Here is an 18,976-nt window from a genome sequence, read left to right on the forward strand (position 1 = left end):
CTCAGCGGCGGCGCTCGGCGCTCTCGAGCCCGATCGCCTTCCGCACGGCCTCGCGCGCACGGCGCCTGTCGCCGGACGCGTCGTAGGCGAGCCCGAGGCGGTACCAGGCGCGCCAGTCGTCGGGGTGCTCCTCGACGTCGGCCCGGTAGGCGGGGAACACGGCGTCCGCATCGGCGCGCACCACGCGACCGCTCGGCCGCACCGCCACCTGCTCGTCGGGCAGCCGTCCCTCCTCCCCGAGCCGGCGACCGAGCTGCTCGGCGCGCACGCCGAACCAGAGCTCGCGACCGACGGCCCACGTCGCGATCAGCGGAAGGACGACGAGCACGACGCCCATCAGGACGCCGACGGCGTCGCCGCTCGTGAGCAGCAGCCACGCGCGCTGACCGACGAGCGCGATGTACAGCGCGAGGAGCACCGCCATGACGGCGACGCCGAGGCGCGCGCTCATGCGCCTGTGGTCCTCGCCACCTGTCCGGGCACGCCGCCCTCGTCGACCGGCGCCGCAACCGGTGCGGCGGCGCCGCGCGGACGGATGCCGATGTCGAGGAAGCTGTCGAGGCCCACGGTGACGCCCGTCGCGTCGCGCGCCGCCGCGAGGGCGAGGCGGATGCCGGGGGCGTACGCCAGCGCCGGTTCGACGGTGTCGTGGGTGATGGTCAACGACTCCCCCGCACCGGCGAGTATGGTGTCCTGCCGTGCCATGACCCCCGGACGGCGCAGGGAGTGGATCGGGACGCTCGCCACCTGCTGCCCGCGAGCGCGCTGGTCGACGTGCGGGGACTCGACCGGGCCGACGCCGGCGCGGGCCGCGGCGATCAGTTCGGCGGTGCGCACGGCCGTGCCGCTGGGCGAGTCGATCTTCGTCTCGCGGTGGGCCTCGACGATCTCGATCGACGGGAAGAACGGGGCCGCCGCGGCGGCGAGCGCCGACCCGAGGACCGATCCGAGCGAGAAGTTCGGGATGAACACGACGCCGACGCCCGCGGCGTCGACGAGCGGCCGGACGAGGGCGATCCGCTCGGCGGACCAGCCCGACGTGCCGACGAGCACGTTGATCCCGCGCTCCACGGCGGCGCGGACGACGTCGATCGACACGGCGGGCACGGACGCGTCGACGACCAGGTCGGCCCCGTCGAGCTCGTCGAGCTGCGACCGCGACGAGAGCGTCGCGTAGACCTCGAAGCCGTCCTCCTGCTCGACCACGTCGCGGATGATCCCGCCGAGCTTGCCGGTGCCGCCCACGATGGCCACGCGCGTCGTCATGCGGTCCATCCTAAGTGGCGACGGATGCCGCGCACGGAGCGTGTGACGGCGCCGGGAGCCTACGCTGGAACCGTGGCCGACCTTCGCGAATCCCCCGTCGACGCCCCCGATGCGCACGAGCTGCTGGACGAGTACTTCCGTGCCCGCACCGCCGGCTTCGTCGCACAGGACGTCGTCTACACGACGACCTTCCCGCAGCCTGCGACCTTCGTGCCGCCCGCCGGCGTGTTCCTCGTCGTGGACGACGACGAGGGCCGCCCGGTGGGCTGCGGAGGAATCCGTCTCATCGCCCACGGCGCCCACGGCACCCGCTACGAGGTGAAGCACCTCTACCTGCGTCCGCAGACCCGGGGCCGCGGGTGGGGACGGCTCCTGCTCGACGGACTCGAGGCGCGCGCGCGAGACCTCGGCGCCCGCGAGCTCGTGCTCGACACCCACCACTCGCTCGAAGCAGCCGGGGTCCTCTACGCGCGCTCCGGCTTCACGACCATCGAGCCGTACAACGACAACCCCAATGCGAGCCGCTGGTACGGCAAGGTGCTCTGAGCGCGCCGCAGGTCAGACCGGGTAGACCTCGGGCAGGCCGGTGCGCAGCTCGACGGGGAGGTGCGCCATGTCGTTGTGCGACAGCAGCGTCCACGGGCGACCCTGCTTCTGAGCGATGACGGTCAAGCCGCAGTGCGCCTGGTTGAGGGTCATCCAACGCCAGGCCGGCGCCCCCAGCACCTCGCGCACGAACCACGCGATCACGAAGTTGTGGGTGATGAGCAGCTCGTGAACCTCGCCGCGCTTGCGCACCAGGTACTCGCTGACGGCGTCGGCCATCTGCGCGCCGCCGGCCTCGATCTCGGCCTCGGTCACCGAGCCGAAGAAGGGCTCGAACGCCGACGGCGTCTCGTCGGTCATACCCGTCGGCACGCAGTCGAACAGGAGCGCGGACGGTTCCGGCTCGAGCGAGGGCATGCGCTCCTTGACCGCCTGGGCGGTCTGGCTCGCCCGCTCGAGCGGTGAGTGCCACACCGCGTCGAACGGCACGCCCGAGAGCCGGTCGGCCAGCAGCGCGGCCTGGCGGCGGCCGCGCGGCGAGAGCCGCCCGTCGACCAGTCCGTGCTCGGCGTCCTGGTGCTCGCCATGCCGCACGAGGTAGATGTAGTGCGTCACGCAGCTCACTCCGTCGGGGGTCACGTGCCCCGACGGGACACGCCTTCCACCCTACGTCACGGACAGGTCACGACCCGTCTGCGCGACGCGGGTGGGGACTACTCCGAGGCGCGCGCGATGTCGGAGAGCTGGACGCGGCTGAGTCGCACGCCGACGCCCTGCACGAGCTCCTCGACGTGTTGGGGCGCGTACGCGTTGACGATCGGCGCGGTGACGAGCTTCTGCGCGAGCAGCCACGCGACGGCGACCGCCGCATCGGGCACGCCGAGCTCGGAGCCGACCGCGTCGAGCGCGCGCAGCGTGCGGCTGCCCCGACGGTTGAGGTTCGCGGCGAGCTGGGCGCCGCGCACGGAGAGCGCACCGCGGATGCGCGTGCGCTGACGGCCGGCGAGGAAGCCGTGCTCGAGCGCGTGCGACGGTGTCACTGCCATGCTCTGCGCTCCGGCGACCAGTCGCAGATCGGCGTCGAACTCGTGCCTCCGCAGCACGTTGAAGGGAACGTCGAGCACCGTGATCCGCGGGAACCCGGCCGACGAGAAGATCCGAGCCTCGACGAGCTGCGCGGCGGTGTAACCGATCGCGCCGAGCGCGCGGACCTTGCCCGTCTCGACCAGCCACTCCGCCGTGGCGAGGGTGTCCTCGAGCGCCGTCGAGGAATCGGTCGAGGCGTCGAGGTACAGCACGTCGATGCGATCGGTCCGCAGGCGGGTGAGGGATGCCTCGACCGAGCGGATGAGGTTGACCGGGCCGAGCCCGGGGTTGTCGGGGTGCCCGCCGACCCGCACGGCCAGCACGACGTCGTCGCGCAGACCGCGGGAGTGCAGCCACTGCCCGATGATGTGCTCGCTGCGGCCCGCCGCGAAGCTGTCGGAGGTGTGGACGACGTTGCCGCCCAGTTCGACGTACGTGTCGAGGATGTCGTGGCTCGACTCGAGGTCGACGTTCCAGCCGAACTCGGCGCCGCCGAGGATGAGCGGGAACACGTCGAAGCCGCTCTCGCCGAGAGGCGAGCGCACGTTCTGCCCGACAGCCGGTCCCTGGACGGGGATCGGTGCCGACGGGTGCACGCCGGGCGACACCTCGGTGGCGATCTGGGGGCTCGATGAGGAGAGCGTCGAGTCAACGCCGAAGAAAGCCATGTGTCACCCCCTCACGACGACTCCCTCTGGAGGTATCGTGATCGCCTTGTCCGCACCCCCCGGCGCGTACCTACGAGGGTAGGGCAGTCCGGACAATCCCCTGACCACCGGCGCGTACAGTCGGTAAACATTGCATAACGCTTTGATCACGCCGCGGCGCGTGCGCGCTCGACCTGTCCCCCGTTCGGCGGACGGGTCGCGCCGTGGGATCGCCCGGACGACGGATGCCCGCCCCCTCCGCACAGGAGAGGACGGGCATCCGGACAGTGATGTCAGGCTCAGCCTTCGGCGGGCGCGTCTCCCGGGCCCTCGCTGGAAGCAGCGGAGCCCTCCTGGTCGGCGGCCTCTTCGAGCACGGGCTCGAGCGACAGCTTGCCGCGGTCGTCGATCTTGGTGATCTTGACGAGCAGCTTCTGGCCGACGCCGAGGACATCCTCGACGTTCTCGACGCGCTTGCCACCGGCGAGCTTGCGGACCTCGCTGACGTGCAGCAGGCCGTCCTTGCCGGGCAGGAGCGAGATGAACGCACCGAACGTGGCGATCTTCACGACCGTTCCGAGGAACTGCTCGCCGACCTCCGGGTTGGTGGGGTTGGCGATCGCGTTGACCTGCGCACGCGCGGCCTCGGCCGACGGGCCGTCGGTCGCGCCGATGTAGACGGTGCCGTCCTCCTCGATGGAGATCTGCGCGCCGGTCTCGTCCTGGATGGCGTTGATCGTCTTGCCCTTGGGCCCGATGAGCTCGCCGATCTTGTCGACCGGGATCTGCACGCTGATCACGCGCGGGGCCGTGGGCGCCATCTCGTCGGGGCCGTCGATCGCGGCGTTGAGCACGCCGAGGATCGTGAGGCGCGCCTCGTGGGCCTGCTGCAGCGCGGCGGTCAGCACCGACGACGGGATGCCGTCGAGCTTCGTGTCGAGCTGGATGGCCGTGACGAACTCGCTCGTGCCGGCGACCTTGAAGTCCATGTCGCCGAGGGCGTCCTCGGCGCCGAGGATGTCGGTCAGCGCGGCGTAGCGCGTCTGCCCGTCGACCTCGTCGGAGACCAGGCCCATCGCGATGCCTGCGACCGGGGCGCGCAGCGGCACACCGGCGTTGAGCAGCGACAGGGTCGAGGCGCACACCGAGCCCATCGACGTCGAGCCGTTGGAGCCGAGGGCCTCGGACACCTGGCGGATCGCGTAGGGGAACTCCTCGCGGCTGGGCAGCACCGGCACGAGCGCGCGCTCGGCGAGGAAGCCGTGCCCGATCTCGCGACGCTTGGGGCTGCCGACACGGCCGGTCTCACCGGTCGAGTAGGGCGGGAAGTTGTAGTGGTGCATGTAGCGCTTGCTCGTGACGGGCGACAGCGAGTCGATCTGCTGCTCCATCTTGAGCATGTTCAGCGTGGTGACGCCCAGGATCTGGGTCTCGCCGCGCTGGAAGATCGCCGAGCCGTGGACGCGCGGGATGACCTGCACCTCGGCGTCGAGCGGGCGGATGTCGGCGAGACCGCGGCCGTCCATGCGGACACCCTCGGCGAGGATGCGGCCGCGGACGATCTTCTTCGTGACGGACTTGTACGCGGCCGCGAACTCGAGGGTCGCGGCAGCCTGCAGCTCGCCGGACTCGACGGCCGCGAGGAGCTCCGCCTTGACGGCATCCTTCAGCTCGTCGTCGGCGTTCTGACGGTCCTGCTTGTCGGCGATCTGGTAGATCGGGACGAGCTTGTCGTACGCGCGGCCGGCGACGAAGTCGTAGGTCTCCTGGCTGTAGGGCAGGAAGACCGGGAACTCCTTGACCTCCTTGGCGGAGGTGCGGGCGACCTCGTTCTGCGCGGCGACGAGCTGCTTGATGAAGGGCTTCGAGGCCTCGAGGCCCTCGGCCACGACCTGCTCGTTCGGCTTGGTCGCGCCGCCCTTGATGAGGTTCCACGAACCCTCGGTCGCCTCGGCCTCGACCATCATGATCGCGACATCCTCGTTGCCCTCGGCGTCCGTGATGACGCGGCCCGCGACGATCAGGTCGAAGACGGCGTCCTCGAGCTGGGTGACGGTGGGGAACGCGATCCACTGGTCGGCGTTCTCGCCGTGGCCCGGGATGAGCGCGAGGCGCACGCCGGCGATCGGACCCGAGAACGGCAGGCCGGAGATCTGGGTCGAGAGCGAGGCCGCGTTGATCGCGAGCGCGTCGTAGAACTCGCCCGGAGCGATCGAGAGCACGGTCACGACGATCTGGACCTCGTTGCGCAGGCCGTCGACGAACGACGGGCGCAGCGGACGGTCGATGAGACGGCAGACGAGGATCGCCTCGGTCGAGGGGCGGCCCTCGCGACGGAAGAACGAGCCGGGGATCTTGCCGGCGGCGTACGAGCGCTCCTCGACGTCGACGGTCAGCGGGAAGAAGTCGAAGCCTTCGCGCGGGTGCTTGCCGGCGCTGGTGGCCGAGAGGAGCATCGTCTCCTCGTCGAGGTACGCGGCGACGGCACCCTGTGCCTGCTGCGCGAGTCGGCCGGTCTCGAACCGGACGGTGCGGGTGCCGAATCGTCCGTTGTCGAGGACGGCTTCGGCGGCGGTGATTTCAGGACCTTCCAAGAGGTCTCTCCTTCTTTGTTTAGCCTCGCGCGGCCGTGTGCCGAGCGAGGGTCAGTCGAAGGAGCAGGAACAGGCAGATCTCGGCGCGCGGCGATGGCCGCGGATGTCGCCAGCACTGGCCACCAGTAGAAATCCACCCGGCGCGATGCGACGAGGAGACCACCACAGGGGACCAGCTAGCTGCCGGCCTGCTCCGTGAGCTCATGTTGAATTGAGCGGATGCCGCAAGGGCAACCTTTCAGATCCTATCAGTCGCGCCCGCTCCTCCCCCGCCGGAGCCGGCCGCCCGCGAATCACCGATGACATCGCGCGCAGGCCTGCGTAGGGTGGGGGCATGAGCACCGACGAGAAGCCGGCGGGCGCGGCATCCGATGAGATGAAGCGCAAGTTCAAGGAAGCCCTCGACAAGAAGAACTCGCAGCACCGCGAGGGCGAGTCGCACCTCGACGGCGACTCGGCTGTCCACGGCACCCACGGCGCCGTGACCAAGCGCGAGTTCCGCCGCAAGAGCGGCTGAGCCCGGGAGGCGGGATGAGCGATTTCCGGGAGCGCATTCCCGACGACGAGCGCGACGTGCCGCTCGACGACGACATCGAGCTGGAGCTGCCGCCCGCGACGCTCGACCCGATGGAGTCCGTCGAGCAGCAGATGGACGAGCTCGACCTCGAGGAGCGCGAGTCGGCGATCGAGTCCGGCGAGATCGACCCCGGAGCGTGAGCGGGCGACCCACCGGGCGAGAAGCCGCGGGCGGTGACGCGGGCACCGGCGCTTCACGCGCGCCTGACCGCGTCACGCGACTGCGGCGCGAGGCGTGGGGCTTCGCGATCGGCTCGCTGTGCTTCCTCGCCGGCTCGCTTCCCTTCTACGCGGAGTGGGCGGGGACCGTCTGGACCAACGTCACGTTCTTCGTCGGCTCGATCTTCTTCACCCTCGCCGCCCTGATCCAGCTCGTGCTGAGCGGTCGCCGGCCGCCGCGCGGCGACACGGCGCGCGCGGACCGCGCGGACTGGTGGGCGGCGGCGATCCAGTTCGCCGGCACCCTGATGTTCAACCTGTCCACCGCGGGGGCTCTGCTCGCGGCGATCGCTCGTCCCGACGCGGTCGGCGTCGGCTGGCGCCCCGACGCGTGGGGCTCGGTCGCGTTCCTCGTCTCGAGCGCCCTCGCCGTCGTCGCCACGCGTGACCGCGAGCGGCTGTGGGACCGCGACGCCCGCACGTGGCACGGCACCGGGCTGAACATGCTGGGCTCCGTCGCGTTCGGCGTCTCGGCCGTCGCGGCGTACGTCGTCCCGGCGACCGGTGAGCTCGTCAGCGTCGAGTGGACGAACCTCGGGACGGCGATCGGCGCGCTGTGCTTCTTCACGGCCGCGGTCCTGTCGCGCCGCGAGATCCACCCGGCCGAGCTGCGCCGCCGGCTGGAGCGCCACCGGGGCGCGAACGAGGGCCCGCCCGCCTGACGGCGGACGGGCCCGTGTCCTCGGTGCTCAGCGGCTGAGGACCGCCTCGCGACGCCGCGCCCGCTCCTCCTTCTCGGAGGCCTCGGCCACCGCGGCCTCTTCGAGCCCCTGGACGCCCACGGCGTCGGCGGAGGCCGACATGCCGTCGTGCGCGTCGCCGGAGAGGGTGGTCTCGTCGAACGGCAGGTCGCCGGCGAGCACGCGGCGTGCCCGGGCCGCGTCGAACTCCTTCGTCCACGATCCGATCAGGACAGTGGCCACGGCGTTGCCGGTGAAGTTGGTGAGGGCGCGTCCCTCCGACATGAACCGGTCGATGCCGACGATCACCCCCACGCCGTTCACCAGATCGGGACGGTAGGCCTGCAGGCCGCCCGCGAGCGTCGCCAGACCCGCGCCGGTGACACCGGCCGCGCCCTTCGACGCGATGATCATGAAGACCAGCAGCCCGATCTGCTCGCCGATCGACATCGGAGCGCCCATGCCGCTCGCGATGAAGAGCGACGCCATGGTCAGGTAGATCGCGGTGCCGTCGAGGTTGAACGAGTACCCGGTCGGAACGGTGATGCCGACGACCGGCTTCGAGACGCCGAGGTGCTCCATCTTGGCGATGAGCCGCGGCAGCGCGGACTCGGATGACGACGTGCCGACGATGAGCAGGTACTCGCGGGCGAGGTACTTCACGAGGCTGAAGATGTTCACGCGGGTCGCCGCGTACAGCAGGGTGCCCAGGACGCCGACGATGAAGACGACGCACGTGATGTAGAAGGCGACCATCAGGGTGCCCAGGGCCCAGATCGCCGCGACGCCCGTGTTGCCGACGACCGCCGCGATCGCGCCGAACGCGCCGATCGGGGCGAGCCAGAGGATCATGCCGAGGATGCGGAACACCAGCGCCTGAAGGTGCTTCACGGCGTTCATGATCGGCTGCCCCTTGTCGCCCATCTGCTGCAGGGCGAAGCCGACGAGGAGGGCGATGAAGAGCACCTGCAGCACGCTCTCGCCGGTGAAGGCCGAGAAGAACGTCGTCGGGATGATGCCGAGGATGAACTCCTGCGTGGTCTTGGCCTCCGCCGTCGCCTCGTAGGTGGCGTTCGCCATGTTAAGGCCCTCGCCCGGGTGGAGGAGGTTGCCCACGACGAGCCCGATGGCGAGAGCGAACGTCGACATGACCATGAAGTACAGAAGGGCGAGCCCGCCGATCTTGCCCACGGTCGCCGCCTTCGCGATGGAGCCGACGCCGACGACGATCGTGCAGAAGATGATGGGCGCGATCATCATCTTGATGAGGCCGACGAACGCCTCGCCGAGCGGCTTGAGCGACACCCCGACCTCGGGCCAGACGAGCCCGACGATCGCGCCGAGCACGACGGCGAGGATCACCGAGATGTACAACCAGGTGTGCTTGTCCCAGGCCTGCTTGCCGCGTCTCCAATTGAAGCCCGGCAGGGTGAACGAGGTCGTGCGTGTCGAGAGAGCCATCATCGCCTCCAGTGGGGAACATCTGCGTTCGATTCCGCCGGACCGGTGTCCTGCGGTGGCATCCAGCGTGCGGCTCATCGCAGACCGCGACGAGTTGTGGTCGTATTGGTCGCAGCGGATGCCGCGGCATCCGTCCGAGGAGGACTCATGGCCGAGGCGACCCGACGCACCAGCGCAGCCTCCCGCGTCTTCCTCATCGTGGCCGCCGCGGTGACGGTGCTCGTCGCCGTCCTCGCCGTCGTGCTCGTGCTCGACGCGCAGCGATCCGCCCGTACCGAGGCCGAGGAGGTCACGCGCGCGGTCGCGGCCTCGCTCGCGGTGATGCCGGGCGTCGTGGACGGGGTGGGCGAGCCGGATGCCTCGACCCTGCTGCAGCCGGTCGCGGTGCAGGTGATGGACGGCGCCGGCGTCGACTTCGTGACGATCATGACCCCGGACGGCGTGCGGATCACGCATCGGGATCCGGCGGAGATCGGGCGCCCGTACCTCGGCACCGTCCCGGATGAGCCAGTCGCCGTCACGGAGGAGTTCGCCGGCACGCTCGGCCCCTCGGTGCGCACGATCGCGCCGATCGTCCGCGACGGCGAGATCGCCGGCTGGGTGTCGGTCGGCGTCACGATCGGCAGCATCGCGTCGGACATCGTGCCGCGGCTCCCCTCCGTGCTCGCGATCACCCTGGCGGTGCTCGGCGCGGGCCTCCTGGGCGCCTGGCTCGCGCGCCGCACGACGCGCGCCGTCGCCGGCGACCTCCCCGCCGGCGCGATCCGCGACGCCGTCGCGTCATACGAGTCGGTGCGCACGCTCGGCGAGGCGCTGCGCGCGCAGACCCATGAGCACGGCAACCGCATGCACACCGCGGTGTCGCTTCTCGAGCTCGGCCGCACGCGCGAGGCGATCGAGATCCTCACCGAGACCTCGCGGCAGAGCCAGGCGCTGGTCGACCAGGTCGCCGCCCGGCGGGAGGGCGACCCGACGGTCGGCGCGCTGCTGCTCGGCAAGGCGGCGCAGGCGCGCGAACGCGGCGTCGACTGGAGCGCCGACATCGATCCGGCCGCTCCGCGCAGCGCGCTGTCGCCGGTGGACGCCGTATCGGTGGTGGGCAACCTCATCGACAACGCTCTGGACGCCGCGGCGGCGGGACCGTCCCCGCGCTGGGTGCACGTGCGCTTCGCGCCCACGGGTGAGCGGATGCTGCGCATCGACGTCTCCGACAGCGGGGCGGGCATTCCGGCAGAGCTGCGCGAGCGCGTGTTCGAGCACGGATTCTCCACCAAGCCCGCCGATGCGGCCGGGCGCGGCGTCGGCCTGGCCCTCGTGCGCTCGATCGCGGAGAGCGCCGGCGGCGCGGTGTCGCTCGCCGCCGCCCCCACGACGTTCTCGGTGACCCTCCCCGGACGGTCGTCGTGATCGGCGTGCTCCTCGTCGACGACGACGCGCTCACCCTCGAGCTGCACCGATCGTACGTCGAGCGGCTCGAGGGGTTCGAGGTCGTCGCCGAGTGCACGGGTGCGCGGGCCGCGGCATCCGCCATCCTCGAGCGCTCCGACGCGATCGACCTCGTCCTCCTCGACGTGACCATGCCCGACGGCACGGGGGTCGACGTGCTGCGTCACGTGCGCGCGCACGGCGCCCGCGTCGACGTCATCGCCGTATCGGGCGTGCGCGAGGCGGAGGTCGTGCGTCAGATGGTCGGCCTCGGCGCCGCCCAGTACCTCGTCAAGCCGTTCACGTTCGCGATGTTCCGCGAGCGGCTGGAGGGCTATCGTGAGTACCGGCGGCGGGCGGAGGAGAGCGCCGGCACGACGACGCAGGCGGAGATCGACGCGATGCTCGTCGCCCTCCGGCCGACGGCGCCGGTGGCGCTGCCCAAGGGACTGTCGGCCGACTCGCTCGAGCGCGTCACGAAGGATGTCCGCGAGCACGGTCCGGTCTCGGCGGGCGAGGCCGCCGAGCGGCTGGGGATGTCGCGGGTCTCCGTGCGGCGTTACCTCGAGCACCTGGCCGACGCCGGGCGCGTGGCCCGCTCGCCGCGTTACGGCACGCCGGGGCGCCCGGAGTCGGAGTACGCCTGGCGGGGCGTCTAGGTCGTCCGGGCGCGGGAGCGCACGTCGCCGCGGCCCCCGATCACGACGTAGCCCGAGTGCTTGGGGGCTATGCCGTCGCCGGCCGTGCGACCGTGGAGCCGTCGCCACACCCAGGGCAGGGCATCGCGCCGCAGCCAGGAGCCGGCCGCCGGCACGTCGTCGTCGGCGTGCAGCGCGGCATCCAGTCCGCCCAGCGCCTCGGCATCCGGCACGCCGAGAGCGTCCGCGGCGCGGTAGGCGAGGAACCGGTGACCCCGTGAGCGCAGGTGCACCTTGTCGGACGCCCACAGCTCGAGCTCCCCGATCGCCGGCACCGCCTCGAGGTCCAGCAGGATCGCGCCGGTCTCGGAGGCGATGAGGCGCAGCTCCGAGGCGAACGCGGCGAAGCGCCGCGCGAAGAGGAGCGCCGCACGCCGGCGCGGGAGGAAGGGCGTGACCAGGAGCACGTCGACGCCGGCTGCCCGCAGCGTGCGCACCGCGGTCGACAGCTCTGCGGCGATCGCGGCGACGTCGACCCGGCGACCGACGAGATCGTTCGCCCCGATCAGGATCGAGACGAGCTCGGGGCGCAGCGCGAGCGCGGCGGGCAGCTGCTCGCTCGTCAGGTGGCGCACCCGCCGGCTGCGCACGGCGAGGTTGGCGTACCGGAACCCTTCCGCGCGCGCCGCCTCGTGGGCGAGCAGGTGGGCCAGGCGATCCGCCCAGCCGCGGTACTCCCCCGGCGCCATGCGCGAGGTGTCGCACAGGCCCTCGGTGAGCGAGTCGCCGAGGGCGACGTACCGCGACCACCGCGGCCGCTCCGTCGAGACGGCCGGCGCGGCGGCCGGCCGGATCGCGGCGCGCTGCAGCAGCGCGTCGTCGATGGGTCGGAGCATCCGTGCGTCCTCGTAGTGACCCACCAGCTGGCGGCAGACGGCCTCCCAGCTGCGGTGGCGGACCGACGCGTGCGCCGCGACCGAGAACGCCCGGCGCTTGCCCTCATCGCCGAGGAGGTCGGCCACCCGGCCGCGCAGGTCGCGCAGGTCGCCGGGGCGGTAGAGCCACCCGTCGATGCTGGAGCGCACCAGGTCGACGGGTCCGCCCACGCCGGTCGCGACGACGGGGACACCGCTCGCGAGCGCCTCCTGGATCGTCTGCCCGAACGCCTCGCTCTCGCCGGGGTGCACGAAGACGTCGAAGCTCGCGAGCGCCTCGGCGAGCGCGAGCCCGCCGAGATGACCGGTGAAGACGGCAGACGGAAGGGCGCGTTCGAGGGCGGGCCGAGACGGCCCGTCGCCCACGACCACGAGCCGGGTTCCGGGGATGCCGGCGAGCGCGGCGAGATCCTCCACCTGCTTCTCGGGAGCGAGGCGCCCCACGTAGCCGATGATCGTGTCGCCCGGCGCGATGCGGGCCCGCCACGCGTCGGAGCGGCGGTGCGGGGCGAACCGCTCGCTGTCGACCCCGCGACCCCACCAACGGAGGCGGTCGACGCCGAGATCCTCCAGCTGACGCATCGAGGCGGAGGAGGGCGCGAGGGTGAGCGTGGCGCGCCGGTGGAGGCGCGCGACATGGCTGCCGACGAGGGCCGTGGCCCGCGGCATCCCGTACTTCTGCGCGTAGGCGATGACGTCGGTCTGGTAGACGGCGACGGCGGGGACGCGCAGCGCGTCTGCGGCGGCGAGCCCCTGCCACCCGAGCACGAAGGGCGACGCGAGGTGGACGACGTCGGGGCGGAAATCGCGCAGGATCGCCGTGAGGCGTGCGGCGCGGGCGAACACCACCCGCACGTCGGGATAGCTGGGCAGCGGCACCGAGCGCAGCAGCTCGGTGCGTGCGCCGTGGAGGTCTCCGAGGACCTCTCCGGCGCGCGGGGCGATGACGAGCGTCTCGTGTCCTCCGGCGGCCAGGTGGCGCAGCACGTGGAGCACCGATCCCGTCACCCCGTTCATGTGGGGCAGGAACGATTCGGCGAGCAGTGCGACTCTCACGCTTCCAGCGTGACCGGCCGGGGGCGAGCGGATGCCGCGAACCGGCCACGCTCGCGGACTGTTCATCCGATCCCCGCCCGCGCGTCACCTGCGCGTCCGATCGGCGCCGTCCGTTCTCCGGCGGTTCATCCCGCGGTGATAGTCAGGGGCGGTGACCGAGGACATGCTGGCCGGGCTGGGCGCCGGTCCGTGGGCGCTCCCGCTGCTGTTCGCCCTCGTGCTCGGGGATGCTTTCCTCGTCGTCGTGCCCGGCGAGGCCGCCGTCACTGCGTTCGGCGCCCTGTCGGTGACGACGGGTGCGCCGCCGCTCGCCGCCGTGATCGCGGTCGCCGCCGTCGCCGCCGCGTCGGGCGACGCCTGCTGCTACGCCATCGGACGCACGGTGGGACTGGAGCGCTGGCGGTGGATGCGCACGCGCCGCGCACGGACGGCGTTCGCGTGGGCACGCGCGCGGCTGGACCGCAGCACCGGCACCGTCGTGTTCACGGCGCGCTTCATCCCGTTCGCCCGTTTGGCCGTCAACATCGTCGCCGGCGCGACACGCGTCCCCGCCCCGCGCTACTCCGCCGTCGTCACAGCGGCGGCCTGCGCGTGGGCGGCGTACCAGGCGCTGATCGGCGCCGTCGTCGCCCGGCTCCTCCCCGGCGGGCCCGCGGTCGCCGTGGTCGTCTCGATCGTGGTCGCGCTCGCGCTCGGCCTCGGCCTGGACGCCGTCCTGTCGTGGGCGTGGCGCCGACGCGACACGCCCACGGGGCCCGACCGATGAGCGACGTCGGCGCCGCACGCCAGGATGGAGCGGTGGCAGACGCGACCTGGTCCGGATACGACCCCGGCTTCCTCGGCATCCCGCTGCCGATCCCCCGCCCCCTCGGCGGCACGGCGGTGCGTGGCCTCGCGTACCCGCGGTTCACGGTGCTCCTCGACCCGCACCGCCGGCTCGCCGCGGTGACGGCCGTCAACATCGACGGCGCGTCCCTGCGCGACGTGCCGCGCACCGGCGAGTGGCAGCTCGACCCGCGCGTGCCTGCGGCCGAGCAGACCGGGCCGGCCGTCTACGCCGACAACGACCTCGACCGCGGTCATCTCGTGCGGCGGCGCGATCCGGGCTGGGGCACGGCCGCCGAGGCGAGGGAGGCCACCGAGGCCACTTTCTTCTACACCAACGCCGCGCCCCAGGCGGGCGCCTTCAACCAGTCGAAGGAGCTCTGGCTCGGCCTCGAGGACCACGTCCTCGCGTACGCCGACACCACCGACCAGCGGATCAGCGTGTTCACGGCACCGGTGCTGGCGCCCGACGATCCGCCGTACCGGGGTGTCGGCATCCCTCGCCGGTTCTTCAAAGTCGCCGCGTGGGCGCCCTCGGACGGCGGGCGACTCGAGGCGGCCGGCTTCGTGCTCGACCAGTCCGAGCTCATCGACACCGCGCAGGGCATCATGACGGTGTCGCGCCTCGGCGGGTTCCGCACCTTCCAGGTGCCGATCGCCGACGTCGAGACGCTCGCCGGCATCGACCTCGGCCCCCTCGTCGAGGCCGACGTGCTCGCGCCGACGCCGGCGGCGCGCCCCGCGGTGTGGAGACCGCTGAGCGCGCCGTCGGACATCGAGCTCGGCTGAGGACTACTCGCCGGCGAGCCCGCCGAGCAGGTGGCCGAACGAGCGGCCGTCGCCCAGGTAGTTGGCGGGATCGAACGGATCCTCGTTCTTGGCCGGCTCACGGCGCATGATCGCCTCGGCGAGCTCGCGCGCCCCGCGCTCGACGCGCTCCCCGAGGGGTGCGACCTGGTCACCCGCGGCGCCCCAGTCGCTCGACGCGGCGAACACGCCCGTCGAGACCGGCTCGGCGTGCAGGTAGGTGAACAGCGGGCGGATGGCGTAGTCGATCGCGAGCGAGTGGCGTGCGGTGCCCGCGTTCGCTCCGATGAGGACCGGCTTTCCGGTGAGCGCATCGGGGTCGAGCACGTCGACGAACGACTTGAACAGCCCCGAGTAGCTCGTCGAGAAGATCGGCGTGACCGCGATGACGGCATCGGCGGAGACGACCGCGTTGACCATCGACTCCAGCGCCGGCGGCGCGAAACCGGTGAGGAGGTTGTTGGTGATGTCGTGCGCGTAGTCGCGCAGCTCGAACGTGTCGACCTCGACCTGGATGTCGCGCTCTGCGAGCTGCTTCGCCGTGGCCGCGGAGAGGCGGTCGGCGAGCAGGCGCGTCGAGGACGGGTTGGACAGTCCGGCCGAGATGACGGCGATGCGGCGAGCGCCGGTCATGTCACGCCTCCTTCCGGCCGAGGCCGAACGCCGCGCCCGCGGGGGCTGGCGCGTCCTGGTACGGGCTGTCGCCGACGAGGTTGTCGCCCCGGTTGGCGCCGGGGATCGCCTGGCGCGGCGCCTCGTCGCCGTACGCTGCCTTCACGAGGCCGGCGTGGGTCGGGGCATCCGGAACCTCCGCCGGACGGTTCTGCGCGAGCTCCTTGCGGAGCACGGGCACGACCTCGCCTCCCAGGATGTCGAGCTGCTCGAGCACCGTCTTGAGCGGGAGTCCTGCGTGGTCGATGAGGAACAGCTGGCGCTGGTAGTCGCCGTAGTAGTCGCGCATCGACGCGTACCGGTCGATGACCTGCTGCGGCGAGCCGACGGTGAGCGGAGTCATCTCGCTGAAGTCCTCCAGCGACGGGCCGTGGCCGTAGACCGGCGCGTTGTCGAAGTACGGCCGGAACTGCGCCACGGCGTCCTGCGACTTCGCGGCCATGAACACCTGTCCGCCGAGGCCGACGATCGCCTGCTCGGGCGTGCCGTGACCGTAGTGCGCGTAGCGCTGGCGGTACAGCGCGATGAGGCGCTGGTAGTGCTCCTTGGGCCAGAAGATGTTGTTCGCGAAGAAGCCGTCGCCGTAGTAGGCGGCCTGCTCGGCGATCTCGGGTGTGCGGATCGAGCCGTGCCACACGAACGGCGCGACGCCGTCGAGCGGGCGCGGCGTCGACGTGAAGCCCTGGAGGGGCGTGCGGAACTGGCCCTCCCAGTCGACGACGTCCTCGCGCCACAGGCGGTGCAGCAGGTTGTAGTTCTCGATCGCGAGCGGAAGCCCCTGGCGGATGTCCTTGCCGAACCACGGGTAGACGGGGCCGGTGTTGCCGCGGCCGAGCATGAGATCGACGCGGCCGCCCGACACGTGCTGCAGCATCGCGAAGTCCTCGGCGATCTTCACCGGGTCGTTCGTGGTGATGAGCGTGGTCGCGGTGGAGAGCACGAGGCGCTCGGTCTGGGCCGCGATGTACGCGAGGGTCGTGGTGGGCGACGACGACCAGAACGGCGGGTTGTGGTGCTCACCCAGCGCGAAGACGTCGAGACCGACCTCCTCCGCATGCTTGGCCACGGTGATGGTGTTGCGGATCTTGTCCGCCTCGCTGGGGGTGGTGCCGTTCGTCGGGTCCTCGGTGATGTCGCTCACCGTGAAGATGCCGAACTGCATCCCCGGCCACGTGGTGCTCTCGCTCACGATCTCTCCGCTTCTGCGTCTCGTCGGGATCACCGACCGGGACGGTTCTATGCAAATGAATGTATTTCGTGCAACGTGTGCCCGTCCAGGTTATTCCCGACCGGATGCCGCGGCCTGCGGCATCCCCTCCATCATGCGCTCGCGAACAGCGCCAGCATGTCGCGCACGAGCTGATGCGGCGCGGTCTCGCACGGCGCGTGCCCGGTCGGGTACACGGCCAGGCGCGCGCCGATCCGCTCCGCATAGGACGCGTGCTGCTCGGTGGGCCAGAGGTCCTGCTCGCCCACCGCGATGAGCTTCGGGATGCCGATGCCGGCCACCTGATCGGCGACGTCGGGCATCGCCATCATGAGGCCCACGACGTCGTCGATGACGGGCCGCCCGGTCACGGCCATCCGCTCGCGCACGAACGAGATGCGCAGCGGAGGGGTGCGATTGAGGTTGTAGCGGATGCCCCACAGGATGAGCCCCGCCGCACGATGCGGCGGCATGTCCGAGATCGGCCCGATGTGCTTGACGCCGCGGAACACCTGACCGGTGGCAGGCGGCGCCGCCATGAGGGTGAGACTGGCGAAGAGGTCCGGGCGTTCGATGAGAGCGAGCTCGGCCAGCAGGCCGGCGAAGCTGTACCCGAGCACATGGACGGGACCACGCCCGTCGTCGAGGACGGCGATCAGGTCGTCGAGGAACAGCCGGTAGTCGTAGTGGGCCCGCGGAGGGACCAGGTTCTGCGGCCCGGCGTTCGCCGAGCCGTAGTGGCCGGCGAGGTCGTACGACTCGACGCGGAACCCCGCTGCGGCGAACAGCGGGAAGAGCAGGACGAAATCCTCCTTCGACCCCGCCACCCCTGACAGGAGCAGCACGCGCGGGGCGTCCGGGTCGCCGAGGCGAACCCGGGCGAGGTCGCCGCTCGGCGCGGCGAACAGGTCGCGCTGCGTGCCCGGCGGGAACACTCGCCAGTCGATGTCGGGGATGGCGCGATCCCTCGCCCGCGCCTCGTCGATCGTTGTCATCGCGCCGCAGACTACCGCGCCGGCGCGCGCGCACGCGCCTCCCCGCACGGCGCGTGGTCTCCGCGGCCGTCGACACCGCACAGGATAGGGTGGCTGGCGCCATGACCGATCGCGCGCAGGCCGCCGACGCGGCATCCCCCGCTCCTCCCGCTCCCCCTGCGACCGGGAGCACCGGGGCGGTGCGCGTCAAGCGCCGCGTGCCGTTCTGGGACAACGCCCGCTTCGCGTGCATCGTGCTCGTCGTCCTGGGCCACGCGGTGCAGCGCCTGACGTACGACTCCGACATCGCGCTCGGGCTGTATCTGCTCGTCTACGCCTTCCACATGCCCGCGTTCGCGATCATCTCGGGCTACTTCTCGAAGTCCGACCCGCCGAACCGTCGCCAGATGGCGCGTGTCGTGACGGACATCCTGCTCCCGTACGTCATCTTCGAGGGTCTGTGGACCCTCACGAAGTGGCTCGTCGAGGGGCGCGCGAACCCGAATCTCACCGAGCCGTCGTGGACACTCTGGTTCCTGCTCGCCCTCGGCATCTTCCGTCTCGTGCTGCCCTACCTCGCGCTGCTGCGCTGGCCGCTGCTGTGGACGGTCGCGATCTCGATCGGGGCCGGCTACCTGCCGAACATCGACTCGACCTTCTCGCTGTCGCGCACGCTCGGCCTCCTGCCGTTCTTCACCCTCGGGTGGTGGCTGCGCGAGCACGACGTCGTCGAGCGCTTCGGGCTGTTGGCACGCAGACGGTGGTCGGTCACGATCGCGGCGATCGGCGTCTTCGCGATCGCCGGCTGGTCGGCGTGGTTCTTCGTCGACGGCTGGCGCGCGATGAACCTGCGCGAGTGGCTGTTCTACGACGACAATTACGCGGCGCTCGGCGGCACGGAGTGGTGGGCGGGCGGCGTGCGCCTCGCGCTCATGGTCGTCGCGCTCGTGCTGAGCGCGGCGTTCTTCGCCCTCCTGCCCCGGGGCACGCACTGGTGGACGCACTTCGGCCAGTACACGATGTACGTCTACCTGCTGCACTCGTTCGTGCTGTACCCGTTCCGTGAATCCGGCATCCTGCGCGACCTCGATCCCACGTGGCTGTGGCTGCCGATCGTCATCGTCGCGTCGGTGCTCATCGCGCTAGGGCTTGCGACCAAGCCCGTGCGCCGCGTGTTCCGGCCCCTCGTCGAGCCCCGGCCGACGTGGCTGTTCGCCGATCGCACGCTCGCCGGGCGGGAAGGCCGGCGCAACGACCCGACCGGGTCCCGCCGTCCGCGCGAGCAGCCGCGGGCGTCGCGCCCGCGCGCGGATCCCCGGCAGAACGGCTGATGGCCCGAGCGGTCGCGGCGGCGGACGTCGA

19 protein-coding genes are annotated in these 18,976 nt (G+C 71.7%); 9 read left to right on the plus strand and 10 right to left on the minus strand.

Annotated features, from left to right (window positions below; all coding sequences use genetic code 11):
* Window position 1: 1 nt before the first annotated feature.
* Together OB08_RS08515 and OB08_RS08520 are read right to left on the minus strand one after the other, a co-directional pair.
* Window positions 2-451: a hypothetical protein gene (locus OB08_RS08515; RefSeq protein WP_461474017.1), complete on the minus strand. Its 450-nt coding sequence runs from the start codon at window positions 449-451 to the stop codon at window positions 2-4.
* Complete coding sequence (locus tag OB08_RS08520; protein ID WP_461474018.1) at window positions 448-1,266, minus strand: 4-hydroxy-tetrahydrodipicolinate reductase; 819 nt, start codon at window positions 1,264-1,266, stop codon at window positions 448-450. Before OB08_RS08520 ends, OB08_RS08515 begins: the two co-directional genes overlap by 4 nt.
* Window positions 1,267-1,338: 72 nt before the next feature.
* On the opposite strand from OB08_RS08520, the gene OB08_RS08525 reads away from it, so the two are divergent.
* Window positions 1,339-1,812, plus strand: a complete 474-nt coding sequence (locus OB08_RS08525) for a GNAT family N-acetyltransferase (RefSeq protein WP_461474019.1) — start codon at window positions 1,339-1,341, stop codon at window positions 1,810-1,812.
* Window positions 1,813-1,824: 12 nt separating this feature from the next.
* On the opposite strand, the gene OB08_RS08530 is transcribed toward OB08_RS08525, so the two are convergent.
* From OB08_RS08530 to OB08_RS08540, 3 genes are all read right to left on the minus strand, one after another.
* Window positions 1,825-2,427 (minus strand): histidine phosphatase family protein, encoded by a 603-nt coding sequence (locus OB08_RS08530; RefSeq protein ID WP_461474068.1) that lies wholly within the window; start codon window positions 2,425-2,427, stop codon window positions 1,825-1,827.
* A gap of 98 nt (window positions 2,428-2,525) precedes the next feature.
* Window positions 2,526-3,566, minus strand: a complete 1,041-nt coding sequence (locus OB08_RS08535) for an aldo/keto reductase (protein ID WP_461474020.1) — start codon at window positions 3,564-3,566, stop codon at window positions 2,526-2,528.
* 278 nt (window positions 3,567-3,844) lie between these two features.
* Window positions 3,845-6,139, minus strand: a complete 2,295-nt coding sequence (locus OB08_RS08540; RefSeq protein WP_461474021.1) for a polyribonucleotide nucleotidyltransferase — start codon at window positions 6,137-6,139, stop codon at window positions 3,845-3,847.
* A gap of 334 nt (window positions 6,140-6,473) precedes the next feature.
* On the opposite strand from OB08_RS08540, the gene OB08_RS08545 reads away from it, so the two are divergent.
* From OB08_RS08545 to OB08_RS08555, 3 genes are read left to right on the plus strand one after another with little or no spacing between them, the layout of a single operon-like run.
* A complete protein-coding gene (locus OB08_RS08545) occupies window positions 6,474-6,656 on the plus strand; it encodes a DUF5302 domain-containing protein (protein WP_461474022.1) in 183 nt (60 codons plus the stop codon).
* 14 nt (window positions 6,657-6,670) lie between these two features.
* Window positions 6,671-6,856, plus strand: a complete 186-nt coding sequence (locus OB08_RS08550; RefSeq protein ID WP_461474023.1) for a hypothetical protein — start codon at window positions 6,671-6,673, stop codon at window positions 6,854-6,856.
* Window positions 6,853-7,596 carry a YrhK family protein gene (locus OB08_RS08555; RefSeq protein WP_461474024.1) on the plus strand — a complete coding sequence of 248 codons (744 nt, stop codon included), beginning with the start codon at window positions 6,853-6,855 and terminating at the stop codon, window positions 7,594-7,596. The genes OB08_RS08550 and OB08_RS08555 overlap by 4 nt, the downstream gene beginning before the upstream one ends.
* Window positions 7,597-7,623: 27 nt before the next feature.
* Here the strand turns inward: OB08_RS08555 and OB08_RS08560 are convergent, their stop codons facing one another.
* A complete protein-coding gene (locus OB08_RS08560) occupies window positions 7,624-9,075 on the minus strand; it encodes a cation:dicarboxylate symporter family transporter (protein ID WP_461474025.1) in 1,452 nt (483 codons plus the stop codon).
* Between the two features lie 147 nt (window positions 9,076-9,222).
* On the opposite strand from OB08_RS08560, the gene OB08_RS08565 reads away from it, so the two are divergent.
* A complete protein-coding gene (locus tag OB08_RS08565; protein ID WP_461474026.1) occupies window positions 9,223-10,482 on the plus strand; it encodes a sensor histidine kinase in 1,260 nt (419 codons plus the stop codon).
* Window positions 10,479-11,159 (plus strand): response regulator, encoded by a 681-nt coding sequence (locus tag OB08_RS08570; protein WP_461474027.1) that lies wholly within the window; start codon window positions 10,479-10,481, stop codon window positions 11,157-11,159. Before OB08_RS08565 ends, OB08_RS08570 begins: the two co-directional genes overlap by 4 nt.
* On the opposite strand, the gene OB08_RS08575 is transcribed toward OB08_RS08570, so the two are convergent.
* Window positions 11,156-13,129: a glycosyltransferase gene (locus tag OB08_RS08575; protein ID WP_461474028.1), complete on the minus strand. Its 1,974-nt coding sequence runs from the start codon at window positions 13,127-13,129 to the stop codon at window positions 11,156-11,158. The genes OB08_RS08570 and OB08_RS08575 overlap by 4 nt on opposite strands.
* Before the next feature lie 151 nt (window positions 13,130-13,280).
* Between OB08_RS08575 and OB08_RS08580 the strand changes: the two genes are divergently transcribed.
* Window positions 13,281-13,895 (plus strand): DedA family protein, encoded by a 615-nt coding sequence (locus OB08_RS08580; protein WP_461474029.1) that lies wholly within the window; start codon window positions 13,281-13,283, stop codon window positions 13,893-13,895.
* A 32-nt stretch (window positions 13,896-13,927) separates the two neighbouring features.
* Window positions 13,928-14,743 carry a DNA/RNA non-specific endonuclease gene (locus tag OB08_RS08585; RefSeq protein WP_461474030.1) on the plus strand — a complete coding sequence of 272 codons (816 nt, stop codon included), beginning with the start codon at window positions 13,928-13,930 and terminating at the stop codon, window positions 14,741-14,743.
* 3 nt (window positions 14,744-14,746) lie between these two features.
* Here the strand turns inward: OB08_RS08585 and OB08_RS08590 are convergent, their stop codons facing one another.
* From OB08_RS08590 to OB08_RS08600, 3 genes are all read right to left on the minus strand, one after another.
* Entirely contained in the window at window positions 14,747-15,394 is a 648-nt protein-coding gene (locus tag OB08_RS08590; protein WP_461474031.1) for an FMN reductase, read from the minus strand.
* Between the two features lies 1 nt (window position 15,395).
* Entirely contained in the window at window positions 15,396-16,595 is a 1,200-nt protein-coding gene (locus OB08_RS08595; protein WP_461474069.1) for an LLM class flavin-dependent oxidoreductase, read from the minus strand.
* Between the two features lie 158 nt (window positions 16,596-16,753).
* On the minus strand, window positions 16,754-17,635 hold the full coding sequence (locus OB08_RS08600; RefSeq protein ID WP_461474032.1) for an alpha/beta fold hydrolase: 882 nt from the start codon (window positions 17,633-17,635) through the stop codon (window positions 16,754-16,756).
* Between the two features lie 101 nt (window positions 17,636-17,736).
* On the opposite strand from OB08_RS08600, the gene OB08_RS08605 reads away from it, so the two are divergent.
* Complete coding sequence (locus tag OB08_RS08605; protein WP_461474033.1) at window positions 17,737-18,945, plus strand: acyltransferase family protein; 1,209 nt, start codon at window positions 17,737-17,739, stop codon at window positions 18,943-18,945.
* The last annotated feature ends 31 nt before the right edge of the window (window positions 18,946-18,976 follow it).

The organism is Microbacterium sp. HJ5, from assembly GCF_054824025.1.

Excerpts from the sequence above, each read along its gene's own strand:
- OB08_RS08515 (WP_461474017.1), bottom strand. The coding sequence starts at position 451 with ATGAGCGCGCGCCTCGGCGTCGCCGTCATGGCGGTGCTCCTCGCGCTG.
- OB08_RS08520 (WP_461474018.1), bottom strand. The coding sequence starts at position 1,266 with ATGACGACGCGCGTGGCCATCGTGGGCGGCACCGGCAAGCTCGGCGGG.
- OB08_RS08535 (WP_461474020.1), bottom strand. The coding sequence starts at position 3,566 with ATGGCTTTCTTCGGCGTTGACTCGACGCTCTCCTCATCGAGCCCCCAG.
- OB08_RS08545 (WP_461474022.1), top strand. The coding sequence starts at position 6,474 with ATGAGCACCGACGAGAAGCCGGCGGGCGCGGCATCCGATGAGATGAAG.
- OB08_RS08550 (WP_461474023.1), top strand. The coding sequence starts at position 6,671 with ATGAGCGATTTCCGGGAGCGCATTCCCGACGACGAGCGCGACGTGCCG.
- OB08_RS08560 (WP_461474025.1), bottom strand. The coding sequence starts at position 9,075 with ATGGCTCTCTCGACACGCACGACCTCGTTCACCCTGCCGGGCTTCAAT.
- OB08_RS08565 (WP_461474026.1), top strand. The coding sequence starts at position 9,223 with ATGGCCGAGGCGACCCGACGCACCAGCGCAGCCTCCCGCGTCTTCCTC.
- OB08_RS08590 (WP_461474031.1), bottom strand. The coding sequence starts at position 15,394 with ATGACCGGCGCTCGCCGCATCGCCGTCATCTCGGCCGGACTGTCCAAC.
- OB08_RS08595 (WP_461474069.1), bottom strand. The coding sequence starts at position 16,595 with ATGCAGTTCGGCATCTTCACGGTGAGCGACATCACCGAGGACCCGACG.
- OB08_RS08600 (WP_461474032.1), bottom strand. The coding sequence starts at position 17,635 with ATGACAACGATCGACGAGGCGCGGGCGAGGGATCGCGCCATCCCCGAC.
- OB08_RS08605 (WP_461474033.1), top strand. The coding sequence starts at position 17,737 with ATGACCGATCGCGCGCAGGCCGCCGACGCGGCATCCCCCGCTCCTCCC.